Below are 13297 nucleotides of genomic sequence, written 5' to 3'. Positions count from 1 at the left end.
ACAGCAAAGGCTTTCACAAGTCCTTGATTCCTTCGATAAGGTAACGATCGCCTCGATTACTGGATGGGACTACTTGGTCTATGCCTTATTAAGCACAACTTCATTATGAACCAATTCCTGGGCAACCTGGGATTGATGCCAAAGAAGACACTACTGGATTGTTTCATCTAAAATGGTGCATTAGATTTGGTTTGTAGTGAGGGCTTTAGCCCTCTCCAGCTAGGCTTTTAAGCACTTTAGTGCTTACTACAAACAAAGCCCTATTTTAACGCCAGTTTTGGTTAAGGGGATTTTGCGCCTGATTTGACGAAGGAATGCGGATTACAGCCAACGATATAATAAGCGTTTCAGCTTATCCAAAACTGACGTTATTTTAGATGAAACAGTCCACTACGACGATGCGTTAACCAATTGCTAATGATTCGTTATTCTTGATTACCCCGACGATTTCTTTGACCTGGGCCAAAGCGATCGCGTTTTTGATTCATCATCTCAGCAAACTGTTGCCGTTGACTCTCATCAAGCACTGCACGAATCTCCATCATGCTCTCAAAACGAAGATTTCCCATTTGTTGAGCCAACTGTTGCACCTGCTGATATTGGTTCCGAATTTGGCTCTCATCGGCATTTCCTGTCATTAAATTGCGCAACTGCTCGCGAGCTTGCTGCATGGTCTCTCGACCTTGTTCCAATTGGGGTTTATAGCGGTCTCGAATAGCTTCAATGTCCTGTTGCTGTTGTTCAGAAAGATTCAACTGTTGCATCAATCCACTATTTGTTCCGCGCTGACCCCAGCCTCCTTGTTGAGCCATAATCGTACCTTGATTATCCCAGTTCCGACGAGATTGAGCTTCAGCCATTCCCCCACCAAGAACCAGTAAGGTGAAGCTAACAGCACAGACCCGAGCGAGCGATCGAACATTAACAGACATCATTTTGAGATACCTCTTCGGTTGGATGAATAAAAGAATGGGTTTACGGGGAAGATTCCCAGAGAAGCAATGGATCATCTTGAACCCAAGACAAATCTTGGCCAGTCGGACTGACCGTTTCCTGCCAAGTGGCTTGCAAAAATTGATCTAATGACGCGATTTCTTCTTCGGATAGGGGTTGGCTTGCCATTTGAGTAGACCAGCGAGCATATCCACCCATCCCCAAAACCAGACTAGCGGCGATCGCCCCTACAACCCAAACCTTTCTCCTTTTGCGACTTATCGGTGTTTCAGGATGAAGGCTCTGAATGTCTTGCAGAATTTGCTCTTCCAGTCCCCTTGTCTCTGGTGGAGGGCAAGGGCGATAGTGATGCAGAAACTCAACCAGGCGATCGTCTTTTTCTGGCTCACCCGATGAAGATTGAGGATTAAGTGGCTTCATAATTGCACTCCCTGTGCTTCCAAAAACTTACGCATGGCTGCTCGGCCATGAAATAACCTCGATTTCACTGTCCCCACAGGAATCTGTAACACCTGAGCAATCTCCTTTTGCGGTACATCTTCCAAATCATGCAAAACCAGAACTGTGCGTTGTTCCCAACTCAATTGTTCTAGACCTCGATGCACCAAATCTTGATAATGGAGTTGCATTAAATCGGATGTGTTTTCAGACACAGACAAAAGATCCACATTCAAGGAAAATTGATTCTGTTTCGCCAATTGTCGTCGTTGATCCGAGGCTACATTACAAGTAATTCGGTAGAGCCAAGTCGAAAACTTAGCACTTCTCCGAAACTTGGGTAGTCCTTTCCAAGCTCGTAAAAATACATCCTGAACCAGATCATCCAGGTGAGATGGCCCACAAAGTTGATACAAAGTGGAGCGAACCTGGGCTTGATAACGGCGATATAATAGGCGATAGCTCTGGGAATCTCCCTGAAGACATCGATGGACTAATTCTGAATCATGATTGGATGATTCAGAATCACCATTCCTGCGATCGGGGCCCCAAAGATGAGCTAATCTAGCAGCCACGCAACCCGTTCCTCGTCATTAGTGATTTCTGTATGTTTAGACTTGGGGGGGGAGCAGGAGGTTCAAAGTCGTCAAGAATAATTTTAAAATTCTAGATTTTTAAATTCTGGATAAAATAAAAGATTAACCAATCACCCATCTTGTCTAACCCCTAATTTTATATGGATTTACTAGAGTATCAGGCTAAGGAACTATTCGCGGAGATTGGCATTCCAATATTGCCGTCTCAGTGCATCAATCATCCGGCTGAGTTGAAAGGATTGAAGATTCCCTATCCCGTAGTCTTGAAGTCCCAAGTGCGGGCTGGAGGTCGCAGTAAGGCTGGAGGGGTAAAGTTTGCCGAAAATACCATTGATGCAGTGGCGGCTGCCCAAGCGATCGCGAATCTGCCGATTATGGGAGATTATCCAGATGTGATTCTCGCAGAGGCTAAGTACAATGCCGACCAAGAGTTCTATCTGGCAGTTGTTTTGGATACTCAGGCTAGACGACCAGTACTGTTAGGGTCGAAGAAAGGCGGGGTGGATCTCGATGCGGTGATGGAACAAATGCAATTGGTGGTGGTAGACCAGGCTTTTTCACCCTTTTATGCTCGCCGTTTGGTGTTGAAGATGGGACTCCAGGGGCGCTTGATTCAATCGGTTAGTCAAATCATTGAAAAAATGTATCGATTGTTTGTGGATAAAGACCTGGATGTGGTAGAAATCAATCCTTTGGGCGTAAGTCCCGATGGCAGTGTGATGGCTCTAGATGGTAAGGTAACGGTGAATGATGAGGCCTTAAGCCGCCATCCGGATATGGTGGAATTATTGCACCAACATGCCCCTGGATTGCTCAAGGCCAATCCGTTGAAGTTAGAGGTTAATGGCGATCGCCCACAGAAAGGAGATAGGATACGAGATTTGGGCTTTCATCTGATGGATTTAGAGGGCACAATTGGAGTCTTATCCAATGGCACAGGCTTGATGATGGCCACCCTCGATTTAATCTATAGTAACCGGGGCAATCCAGGCCGGTGCTTAGATATTGCTGGGGACTTTCAAGGGGGATGGTTAGCCGATCAACTCTGTGAGCGGATTGAAGTTGCCTTGGATTGGGTACTCGATGGGACGGATGAGGAGGTCTTGTTCATGAATTTGATCGGTAGTTTAACGCCGAGCGATCGCATTGCTGAAACGATCCTAAAGGTATTAGAACGCCGATCTCGATCACCTGTGAATCGCTCAATTCCAGTTATTCTCAGAGTGGTGGGAGATCCCTTGAGTCCAGAGATGGAAGAGCGATTAGCTCAATTTCAAATTACGTGGATACAAGACCTAGAAGCAGCGATTAAAGCAGCTTTGGCTCCCAGTAAACTTTAAGTGTTCTGTCAAAAAAAGCGCCCTGATTACCCATGAACTTTAGTCATACTCAAAAAGTATTAGTCCAAGGAATTACCGAGGCTTTAGGAGGAGTCCATGCCCGGTTAATGAAAGAGTATGGTACGAATGTGGTGGCAGGGGTGAGTGCGGGAGATGGAGGTCAAGAGATTGAAGGCATTCCCACATTTGATTTGGTGGAAGAGGCAGTGACTCAGGTGGAGGGGATTGATACATCGTTGATTTTTGTCTCGCCCTATGAAATGCTTGATGCTGCTCTAGAGGCGATCGCCGCTGGAATTCGCAATCTGATTTTAATTCCCTCTGGAATGCCTCCCCTGGATATGGTGAAGTTACTGCGTAAAGCGGAAGTGACGGAAACCTTAGTCTTGGGGCCCAATTGTCCCGGCATCATTGTCCCAGGTCAAGTACTACTGGGAACCCATCCCACTCAATGTTATACTCCCGGCCGCATTGGTGTAATTAGTTGCGCGGATACTCTGACCTATCAGGTAGCCTTAGAGTTAAGTAAGGCAGGATTCGGCCAATCCGTAGGGGTGGGTTTAGGCCGAGAAACTATTTTAGGGTCTTCGTTTGCCCAATGGTTACAAATTTTAGAAGAAGATGACCAAACCGATGCGATCGTTCTTGTGGGTGAGATGGGTGGACTCGGCGGAGAAGAACAAGCTGCCCAGTATATTAGTGAAGCCATTGATAAACCGGTAGTAGCCTATTTAGCGGGTCAACAGTCCCCCAAACTTCGCCGAAAACGCCATGCAGCCTTAATTGCGTCCCGATTATTAGTGGGTGAGGCGAAAGCAGGAAGAGGTTCGATGGTGAATACGGAAATAGGCGATCGCAAGTTAGAAGCCTTTAAAGTCGGTAAAATTCCTGTGGCCCAGAAACTTGCTGATATTCCTAGGTTGCTGAAAACTAAATTCAAACCCGCTTCATCTGCTAGAGGACGAAGAAGCCAAAAGTGAGGATAAAAATGAACAAAAAAACAACAGTACTAATCTGAACGTTCTTGGTCTTCCTACAATGGCTTTGATATTAGTTCAGATTATCCAGTTTTTCCAATAGTCTTAATCCCTTGTTGGGGTTACCTTGAGTTGCCATAGCTTTAAATCTACGTTCTGCCTCAAACTCAGTCAAAGCAAGCACTGAAAGCTCTTCAATCAGTTTATTTATACTGACTCCTTTGGCTTTCGCTAAATCTTGAAGGCGATCGCATTGATCGTCTGGTAATTGAATCATTAAAGTTGCCATATTCACCTATTCCTTATCATTACTTCTGGTTTTAAGATCGATAATTTTGGAAATAATAGTTCAGCGTTTTGGAAATCTTTCAGGTTATTGGTAACAATCGATAAAGCACCACCTGCTAGAGCAAGTTCAATTAAATGGTTATCAGCTTCATCTCTCAAGTTCGGTCGCCACAAAAAGTAAATATTCACCCATTCTGAAACCTTTAAAAAAGCTTGAAATAACTCTAAAATCTCTTCTTCAGTTAGAGAACATTGATCGAAAATATCGGAGCAAAAAACAACAGATTAATACTCAGAAAACAGAGCATTTCCCAATATCGGCTGATAGTGACGGCTCAAACAAAGTCGAATTACTTCTCGGCTTGGGCCACTCGGACCAATTAACGCACTAATGAAAACGCTCGTATCTACAACGATTCTTGAAGTCATATGAGCATAATAGCATATATATGCCTATGTGTAAGCTAGGACAATTTGATTAAAATGGCTTAGATAAAACAAAAAACGAAAAGCCATTATCCTGCCAAGTACCCTGATTAACGGGATTATCGATTAAAGCAATTCCCCATTGAACTCCAACCGTTAAATTTTCTTGTTCCCAACGTAAGCCAATTCCCAAGGAAGATAACGGTTGGGTATCCCTACCGGAGAAATTCCAACCGATGCCATAATCAAAAAAAGGAGTCAATTGGACTTGGGCTTTCCACTGGGGAATTTTAACCAGAGGAAAGCGTAATTCTAAAGCAGAAAACCAGCCGCTATCAGTTAATATTCCATCTTGACGATAGCCGCGCACACTGTCTAATCCTCCTAAACGAAAGGCTTCTAGGGGGAGTAAAGGGTTAGTCGCTAGTTGCAGCTCACTGCGCCAGAGTAACAGGTTTTCTTCCCCCCAAAGCTTAGACCATTGACCTTGTAAGTTCCAGGCAAAAAAATGATTATCGGGAATTGGATCTCGGTTTTGAGTCACTCCAAAAAGATCGACTCCGAAACTCAATTGAGAGCGTAAAAATAAGATTTCTGTGGGCTTGCGTTTTGTCCATTCTTGGAAGAAGCGTAAAGCGGTTACTCGTGTGCGTCCTCGATCGCCAGCCCCTAAAGCAAGGGAAAATTCTCGATCGCCTAAAAAGGTTTCACTTTCTTGACGCGATAGGGTCATTCCGATCGCCACCTCTTGGGCAACAGTTTGTACAATGGGTTGCCGGAAGCTGAGTTCATAATACTGAGATTCCGTTTCTAAATCCAAGGCATTGAAGGGATTTTCAATAATCTCGCTGCTTGTCCTGCCATAGGAAAACTCTAGGGTTCCATTGCGCGAATTCACTGGAAAAGCATAGCTGACATCAACACTGTGACTCCCATCTGTCTGGTAATAATCAAAACTGACGCGATCGCCCCATCCGAGGAGATTACCCTCAGTCAATCCAAATCCTCGGCGAAAACTGCCCACACTGGGCAAACCTGCATTATCAGCAATAATACGCCCTTGCAAAGAATCAGCCTCTGTAATCTGAACTCTAAGCCGACTGAACCCCGGTTGAGTGCTGGCAGATAACTCACTCGATAGACTCTCAATCAAGGGATTTAGTTGAAGCCGTTGCAATCCCTCTAATAAGCGATTCACATTCAGAGGCTTTTGGGTTGCCAAACGAAGGCGATCTTGAATATATGCGGTGCGTAAAAGTCGATTTCCTATCACCTCAATGGTCTCAACTTCCCCTTCCAAGACTTCAATGATCACTACATCCCCTAGAAATTCTTGGGGCGGAATAAATGCCCCAGAATTGATATAACCGCGATCGCGATAGGCTTGAGTAATCTGTGCGCGAACTTCAAATAATTCTGCTAGGGAAAGGGGACGGTGGGTAAAAGGAGCAGTGATAGCGGCTAATTCTTCAGCGCTAAACACGGTACTGCCAATCACCTGGAATTGCTTGACTATAATCTGAGTAGGCAGCTTGGGAAGTTCTGGTTCAGGATTAGAAGGAGGTAATAATTCCTCTGGAGTAGGACGTGCAGGAGGAGAAGAAACAGGGGGTCGAGCGATCGCCTCATCATCTATAGCGACAGATAATAAACCCCCAGCTATCAGTGCCCAGATCCATAGATAAAACGGTCGCCAAACCATACCAGAATGAGGAAAATAGGAGAGTCGAGTTCGTTCCATATGCTAAATTGCAACAAGTATGGGAGGCTTTGGTGAACCGATCCTATGAATACTCAAGACCCCGATCCAGAAACCTTTGTGGTACAAATGGCATCCATGCTCGATTTACCACCAGAGTGGGCAAATCAGCCAGGCACGATCGACAATATAACTCGATTGATGGCGATCGCCCAATCTCTGAACCAATTTCCTTTGCCTGAAGATCTTGAAGTTGCTCCCATTTTTAAGCCATGACCTTGGATCTTGATTATCTGGATGCGGTTGCGATCGCTCGTGGGGTACGCAACCAACAATATCGTGCCCAAGAGGTTATGGAGGCGACGTTAAGCCGCATCGATCGCCATAATCCCTCCCTAAATTGTTTTACCACGCTCTTAGCAGAAGAAGCCTTGTCCAAGGCCAAAGCCTTAGATCGAGGACTCGAAAGGGGCGATCGCCCGGGGGCGCTGGCTGGGGTTCCGTTTGCGGTGAAGAATTTATTTGATATTGCTGGGGTAACCACGGTAGCGGGTTCCAAGATCCATCGCTCCCATGCTCGAGCGAGGCAAGATGCCACGGCGATCGCCCGTTTAAAACGAGCGGGAGCCATTGTGGTTGGAGCCTTGAATATGGATGAATATGCCTATGGGTTTGTGACGGAAAATGCCCATTATGGCCCCACCCATAACCCCCACGATCTAAGCCGCATAGCGGGAGGATCATCTGGAGGTTCGGCAGCGGCAGTTGCTGGGGGTTTAGTGCCCTTTAGTTTAGGTTCAGATACCAATGGTTCAATCCGAATTCCAGCGGCGTTGTGTGGCGTTTATGGCTTGAAACCGACCTATGGTCGTTTGTCCCGTGCGGGAGTGATGTTGTTTTCCAGTAGCCTGGATCATATTGGCCCTTTTGGTCGCTCCGTGCGAGATATGGCGACGTTGTTTGATATTTTGCAAGGGGAAGATCCTCTCGATCCGGTCTGTTGTACCTTGCCCCCCGAACCCTGCCTGCCGCAACTGCATCAACCGATCGAGTCTTTACGGATCGCGATCGCCGATGATTATTTTACTCAAGGGGGAGAGCTAGAGGTTTTCGAGGCAGTAGAAAAGGTAGCTCAAGTATTAGGCGCAACCCAGACAGTGAAGCTCTCCGAAGCAGCGAGAGCGAGGGAAGCGGCTTATCTGATTACAGCCAGTGAGGGGGCTAATGTTCATTTATCCGATTTGAAAGCCTCCCCGCAGGACTTCGATCCAGCGACGCGCGATCGCTTTTTTGCTGGAGCTATGATTCCCGCGCAATGGTACTTAAACGCACAACGATTTCGGCGCTGGTATCGCGATCGGATTCGGGAAGTTTTTCGGGAAGTCGATGTCATTCTGGCTCCCACTACCCCTTGTGTCGCCACCCCCATCGGTCAAACTACCCTCAATATACAAGGAGAAGACGTGTTACTTCGTCCTAACTTAGGTCGCTATACTCAACCCCTCTCTTTTATTGGCTTACCTGTTTTATCCGTTCCTGTTCATCGTCCCCATCAGCTCCCGGTGGGAGTGCAAATTGTAGCAGCTCCCTATAATGAGGCACTCATTTTGCGCGTGGCAGCCGTTCTAGAAGATCGAGGGGCGATCGATGCCTCTAGTCATAAATTCACTCGACAATAATAGACTTCTTGCAGAAGGTGAGAATAGGGAATAGGGGTAAGAATGCAGGATTACTCCATTGCCATTTATTTTCTGCACAATTATGCAAGAGGTCTAATCTAAACCGACAAATTAAGGTATTGCAAAACTACTGAATTTGAAGTTAATCAGATTCTGAGTGTTCTTTGGTTCTTTGTGAGATTCTATCAGCTTCTTGGTCTCCTTTGTCTGTTGTGATTAGATAAGCTATATCGCCAATACCCGGCTCTGTTCCTAATTCGCTCCATTCACAATCAATGCGATGTATAGCACTATCAATGTCTAGATCGCAAATCTTGAATTCTAGTTTATTGTCATTATTGTACTCAAGCATTGCTAGTTCTATAAATCCACTGTTTAGGTATTCCCGAACTATTTCCAGTGTTATCACTTTTCTTTCCTATTCATTGGCTTTTGGGAAAATCAAACGGACTTCAGAAATTATTTCCCACAGACCCACATCACCGTCTGAAGCTTCAAGGATAAAATCTTCCCAAAACTCATACTGCATAAATTTATTCTTTATTAAACCCTCTCGAATTACTGACTTTTTATTTGGAATGTCACTAATCATCATCATCTGGAAAATCATCAGATTCCTTAGATGATTTTTTCTCTTTCAATTGCACCCTGTTAGATGCAGCACTAATCCGTCTTAATTGTAATACAGCCCACTCAGCAACTTCTTGAACTTCTTCATCTGGATCGTCAACTGCATGGCACATCATATGGCTGACGGTGGCGATTAATTCATACATGCGAGTAAAATCTCGAATCGCATTTTTTCTGACATCCGGATTATCATCTTGTAACGATAAAGATAAAGCTCGATTCATGGGCTTAATGGTTTTTACGCCAATTTCCGATAGAGCAGATAAAATTAAAGTCCGCTGTCCTGAATCAGAATCGAACAGTAAATTAAGCAAGGGTTGCACTGCCAAAGAATTCCCCCGTTGTCCCAATTCCCAAATGGCTTGACGGCGCTTTTGAGGATCGGCACTTTCTAAATCTTTAATTAAATCTTCAACAATTGTAAGTTTAGGTAAACGGGTGGTTTCATTAACGGGCAAAAGCCGATCGGTTTTCTCCGATTCTGAAGATTCTTCTTCAGAAGAAATGGGTTCTTTTTCGAGTTCTGGATGGGTGTTTTTTTCTGGAGAAATTTGCTCGGTTTGCTCTTCAGATAAACCTTGGGATTCGGTTTCTGGATCGTGATGAGCTGATTTCCCATTGCGCAGTTTTTCTAGAGCGGCTTGAGCCAGAGAAGGCATCAGTTCAGGGGCGGAAGAATCAGCTCCTGACTCGACTGATTCTAGTTCTTCCTCGTCTTCTTCCTCTTCAAACTCCTCTTCTTCTACTCGTCGATTGAGCAGCTTAAGGAGGATAAAAACTGTTCCTCCTAAAACGGTTAAGCCTCCTAACCCCATCATCACCCAACCGATGATCCCTTGTCTCTTAGAGGGTTTTTGCTCCTGATTATCTTTCTCTGATTCATTTTCTTCGCTTTCAGCTTTGCTAGAAGCCTGGGCAATGAGGGCAGAGTCTAACTTATCCCAAGTATTTTGACCGACTTGACCATCAGGATCTAATCCTTGTGCGTTTTGGAATGCGATCGCGGCTTCCTGGGTCGTTTGAGCAAAAATACCATCCACTTCACCTTGAAAATGACCTAAGTCTTTAAGCTTTTGCTGAAGTTGGGTAACCGCTTCTCCCTGAGCGCCCAGGACGAGAAAGGGTCTAGGAGTACGGCTTTTTTCGGCTTCTTCTAAAGCAATTTCACTGTTATTACGATAAAGGTTAATCCTCTCTTGAGCTTTAACATAACAGTCATCTTCTGCGGGCACTTGAGCCATGAAATCTGCGGCTTGTTGCCATTGCTCGGAGATTTGAGTCCATTGCCCAGCAGTAGTGGCAATTTTTCCGTCTTGATTGGCTTTCTGGGCTAATTCTAGACCCTGAGCGCAAGCATTTTCGGAGGCTTGAGCCAGCAGAAGAGGTCTGTTTTCAGGGTTGGATAAGCCAGAAGTAGCAATAATGTGACCCATACCTCGACTGCGCTCGGCAACCATCGCTGGCGCGATCGCCGTTGCAGAAGTGATGATTCCTAGACTGGCAAGGGTACTAAAAATACATAAGGGGAGGCGATAGGACATTAGGGTAAGCCGCTGCCGGAGAAGCGAGTTTATGGATCAGAATCTATGAGTCTGTGATACCTTGGATTGCTTGATCTGGCAAGGATATGTCCTCCCTGTTTTGGGGGGTTATGCCATGGGAATGGGCGTTTCAGCAGATGCTCGGAAGGGGGTTGAGCAATTTGAGGTATGGGTATGCAGGATTCTAAGCGGATTTTACCATAAGGTCGAAGGGCTGTTCGACTCTACAGTTTAGAGATTATGCTTATCAATTTCGACTATCTGTGGGGCGAGGGAGGAATCCGGGTTGGGGAAAAATTTCAGGTTAAATTTGGCCGCTAGGATTTCTCGTTGATTAACTAAGTAGATGCTGATTAGGGTTAAGCCTACACCTAGCCATTGTAAGGGACTGAGGATTTCTTCGAGGATCAGATTGCCAAACAGGAGGGCAAAGATAGGGGTGAGGAAGGTGAGGGAGCTGAGGCTCGTTAAGTTTCCAGAGGAAGCAAAGTAGAAGAAGAGTCCATAGGCAAGAGCGCTGCCAAAAATCGTTGAATAGGCGATCGCTATCCAATCATCGATCAATAGTCCGTCCCATTGGTGAGTTTCCCAAAGTCCAGAGGCGAGCATCAGGGGAAGTCCTCCTAGGATCATATGCCAACCGGTGGCCATAACTGGATCGGCATGACGGCTCACATAACGAATGAGAATGGTTCCCACTGCCATGGAGAGGGCAGCAAAGAGCATTAATCCTTGTCCATTCTGGAAAATTTGGGTCAAGTTGGGCATCTCTTGTACCGGAAATCCACCTAAAATCCATTCATCGGGTAATCCAATCAGACTAATGCCACTTATGCCTAAGATTAAGCCGAATGCCCCCCACAGACCAATCGTTTCGCCGAATAACCCAGCAGCCAGTAGTGCTACGGCTAGGGGTTGGGAGTCAATCATCACCGATCCGAGTCCCGCATTGGTTCGGACTAATCCTTGGGCAAGAAAGCCTTGGAAGAGGGTTCCATCCACAAGGGCAAAGAGACTAATCCATAACCAAGCTTTCCATCCTTGGGGTTGGGAGCGTTGAGTTAGCCAACCGGCGATCAGGATTAAAAGTCCAGCAGGAACCAGACGCAGGGTAGCTACAAAGAAGGGGGTAGTGTGAGGAAGAGAACCTTTCATCGCGACCATAGCGGTTCCCCAGAAGAAGAACGGCGCAATTAAGATCAGGGAGAAGAGCCAAGAGGATTGACTGTTGAAGGGTTTCAGTTGCATATTTCTACAGTTGAGGGCAGCAAGCCAAGATTCTGAGTTGGCGAATGGTTAAGATACATTGATTGTAGTCTATGTAGATTTGTGAAGCGATCGGTCAAGGGGTTGAGAACGGGTTAAGCAATAATGGGTTAAGGAGGCTGGTTCGGTTCTCTGTAAACATCTAGGTTAATTATGATTTGGTTTTTTAAGTCAAAAGCACGAAAGCAAATAGCTCGGATTGAAATTAATGGGGCGATCGCCTCTGCAACTCGCAAACGGGTTTTAGAAGCACTCAAAACGGTCGAAGAGAAAAAATACCCGGCTCTGCTACTGCGGATTGATTCTCCTGGGGGAACTGTGGGAGATTCCCAGGAAATTTACGCTGCCTTAATGCGACTGCGCAAGAAGCTCAAAATCGTGGCCAGTTTTGGTAATATTTCTGCATCGGGTGGCGTGTATATCGGCATGGGAGCCGAGCATATCGTCTCTAACCCTGGAACGATCACCGGCAGTATTGGTGTGATCTTGCGTGGTAATAACTTAGAGCGCCTGCTAGAGAAAATTGGGGTCTCGTTTAAGGTGGTCAAATCTGGCCCTTACAAAGATATCTTGGCCTTTGACCGAGAATTAACCCAGGAGGAGCAAGATATTCTCCAACAGATGATTGATACCAGTTATCAGCAGTTTGTGGAAACGGTTGCCCAATCTCGGAACTTAGAGGTGGATCGGGTTAAAAGTTTTGCCGATGGTCGAATTTTCACCGGTCAACAGGCCTTAGAGTTAGGCGTGGTTGACCGACTGGGAACCGAAGAAGATGCTCGCCTCTGGTTAGCCGAATTGGTTGGTCTTGACCCCCAAAAAACCGAGTGTAAAACCATTGAAGAACCCAAACCTTTATGGAGTCGCATTATTAGTGGCGATAATCAGGTAAAATCAGGATTGCCGGCTGCGATGGACTGGTTGGAGTTTGAGGCATCAACCAATGGCTTGCCCTTATGGTTATATCGACCTTGAATAGGGAGTAATTTTTTCTGTATCCAAACCAGACCAGCAATCATTACAAGCATGGAGAAGAGGAACGTGGGTTGGCAAGTCCGGGCAATTCGTGGAGCAACGACAGTAGAAGAAAATACCGTTGAGGCAATCAAGAAAGCGGTCACCGAGTTACTCGATGAGCTAGACCGAAAAAACCCGCTTTGTCCTGACCAACTGATAAGTGTCACGTTTTCAGTCACCCGCGATCTCGATGCAGTGTTTCCAGCAGCGATCGCCCGTCAAAGAAAAGGATGGGATCATGTGCCATTATTGGATGTGCAACAAATGCATGTGGAAGGAGCCTTATCCCACTGTATCCGATTTCTAATTCATGCTTATTTGCCTGTGGAACATCATGTGAGCCATCCCTACTTAAGAGGGGCGAGAAAACTACGACCCGACTTAAACCCAGATCTGCAAGAGGGATTAAGCTAAAAAATCAGAAGGCTGGAAATCAGAACCAGTCT

The 13297-nt window shown here is 45.8% G+C and carries 14 protein-coding genes and 1 pseudogene; 6 read left to right on the top strand and 9 right to left on the bottom strand.

Annotation, left to right across the window (positions count from 1 at the left end; translation table 11 throughout):
- Positions 1 to 425: 425 nt before the first annotated feature.
- From J7529_RS08990 to J7529_RS08980, 3 genes are read right to left on the bottom strand one after another with little or no spacing between them, the layout of a single operon-like run.
- Entirely contained in the window at positions 426 to 932 is a 507-nt protein-coding gene (locus J7529_RS08990; RefSeq protein WP_318728703.1) for a Spy/CpxP family protein refolding chaperone, read from the bottom strand.
- A 43-nt stretch (positions 933 to 975) separates the two neighbouring features.
- The gene (locus J7529_RS08985) at positions 976 to 1374 is read right to left on the bottom strand and encodes a hypothetical protein (protein ID WP_318728702.1); all 399 of its coding nucleotides are present in this window, start codon (positions 1372 to 1374) and stop codon (positions 976 to 978) included.
- Positions 1371 to 1967 (bottom strand): sigma-70 family RNA polymerase sigma factor, encoded by a 597-nt coding sequence (locus J7529_RS08980; RefSeq protein WP_318728701.1) that lies wholly within the window; start codon positions 1965 to 1967, stop codon positions 1371 to 1373. The genes J7529_RS08985 and J7529_RS08980 overlap by 4 nt, the downstream gene beginning before the upstream one ends.
- A gap of 161 nt (positions 1968 to 2128) precedes the next feature.
- Here J7529_RS08980 and J7529_RS08975 point away from each other — a divergent pair, with 161 nt between their 5' ends.
- Entirely contained in the window at positions 2129 to 3328 is a 1200-nt protein-coding gene (locus J7529_RS08975; RefSeq protein ID WP_318728700.1) for an ATP-grasp domain-containing protein, read from the top strand.
- 32 nt (positions 3329 to 3360) lie between these two features.
- Positions 3361 to 4308, top strand: coding sequence for a succinate--CoA ligase subunit alpha (locus tag J7529_RS08970; protein WP_318728699.1), 948 nt, complete (start codon positions 3361 to 3363; stop codon positions 4306 to 4308).
- 70 nt (positions 4309 to 4378) lie between these two features.
- Here J7529_RS08970 and J7529_RS08965 read toward each other — a convergent pair whose 3' ends face one another.
- The 3 genes and pseudogenes from J7529_RS08965 to J7529_RS08960 form a co-directional block, all read right to left on the bottom strand.
- Positions 4379 to 4594, bottom strand: coding sequence for a toxin-antitoxin system HicB family antitoxin (locus J7529_RS08965; protein ID WP_271940096.1), 216 nt, complete (start codon positions 4592 to 4594; stop codon positions 4379 to 4381).
- A gap of 2 nt (positions 4595 to 4596) precedes the next feature.
- Positions 4597 to 5022: pseudogene (locus tag J7529_RS24670) on the bottom strand (putative toxin-antitoxin system toxin component, PIN family).
- 49 nt (positions 5023 to 5071) lie between these two features.
- A complete protein-coding gene (locus tag J7529_RS08960; protein WP_318728698.1) occupies positions 5072 to 6760 on the bottom strand; it encodes a ShlB/FhaC/HecB family hemolysin secretion/activation protein in 1689 nt (562 codons plus the stop codon).
- Positions 6761 to 6805: 45 nt separating this feature from the next.
- Between J7529_RS08960 and J7529_RS08955 the strand changes: the two genes are divergently transcribed.
- Together J7529_RS08955 and J7529_RS08950 are read left to right on the top strand one after the other, a co-directional pair.
- Positions 6806 to 6994 (top strand): DUF4089 domain-containing protein, encoded by a 189-nt coding sequence (locus J7529_RS08955; protein WP_271940094.1) that lies wholly within the window; start codon positions 6806 to 6808, stop codon positions 6992 to 6994.
- 2 nt (positions 6995 to 6996) lie between these two features.
- Positions 6997 to 8397 carry an AtzE family amidohydrolase gene (locus J7529_RS08950; RefSeq protein WP_413038853.1) on the top strand — a complete coding sequence of 467 codons (1401 nt, stop codon included), beginning with the start codon at positions 6997 to 6999 and terminating at the stop codon, positions 8395 to 8397.
- Positions 8398 to 8539: 142 nt separating this feature from the next.
- Here the strand turns inward: J7529_RS08950 and J7529_RS08945 are convergent, their stop codons facing one another.
- The 3 genes from J7529_RS08945 to J7529_RS08935 all read right to left on the bottom strand — a co-directional run bounded on the left by J7529_RS08945 (position 8540) and on the right by J7529_RS08935 (position 11816).
- Positions 8540 to 8806 (bottom strand): hypothetical protein, encoded by a 267-nt coding sequence (locus tag J7529_RS08945; protein ID WP_318728696.1) that lies wholly within the window; start codon positions 8804 to 8806, stop codon positions 8540 to 8542.
- 175 nt (positions 8807 to 8981) lie between these two features.
- Complete coding sequence (locus J7529_RS08940) at positions 8982 to 10568, bottom strand: peptidoglycan-binding protein (protein WP_318728695.1); 1587 nt, start codon at positions 10566 to 10568, stop codon at positions 8982 to 8984.
- Positions 10569 to 10799: 231 nt separating this feature from the next.
- Complete coding sequence (locus J7529_RS08935) at positions 10800 to 11816, bottom strand: DMT family transporter (RefSeq protein ID WP_318728694.1); 1017 nt, start codon at positions 11814 to 11816, stop codon at positions 10800 to 10802.
- A 171-nt stretch (positions 11817 to 11987) separates the two neighbouring features.
- Here J7529_RS08935 and sppA point away from each other — a divergent pair, with 171 nt between their 5' ends.
- Positions 11988 to 12809, top strand: coding sequence for a signal peptide peptidase SppA (sppA, locus tag J7529_RS08930; protein ID WP_318728693.1), 822 nt, complete (start codon positions 11988 to 11990; stop codon positions 12807 to 12809).
- Between the two features lie 66 nt (positions 12810 to 12875).
- The gene (gene aroH, locus J7529_RS08925) at positions 12876 to 13265 is read left to right on the top strand and encodes a chorismate mutase (RefSeq protein ID WP_318728692.1); all 390 of its coding nucleotides are present in this window, start codon (positions 12876 to 12878) and stop codon (positions 13263 to 13265) included.
- Positions 13266 to 13297: the final 32 nt, after the last annotated feature.

This window comes from Roseofilum sp. Guam, from assembly GCF_017746735.1.
Classification (GTDB): Bacteria; Cyanobacteriota; Cyanobacteriia; order Cyanobacteriales; family Desertifilaceae; genus Roseofilum; species Roseofilum reptotaenium.
The sequence above is the reverse complement of the archived record's forward strand: the minus strand, read 5'-3'. Positions and strand labels throughout refer to the sequence as shown.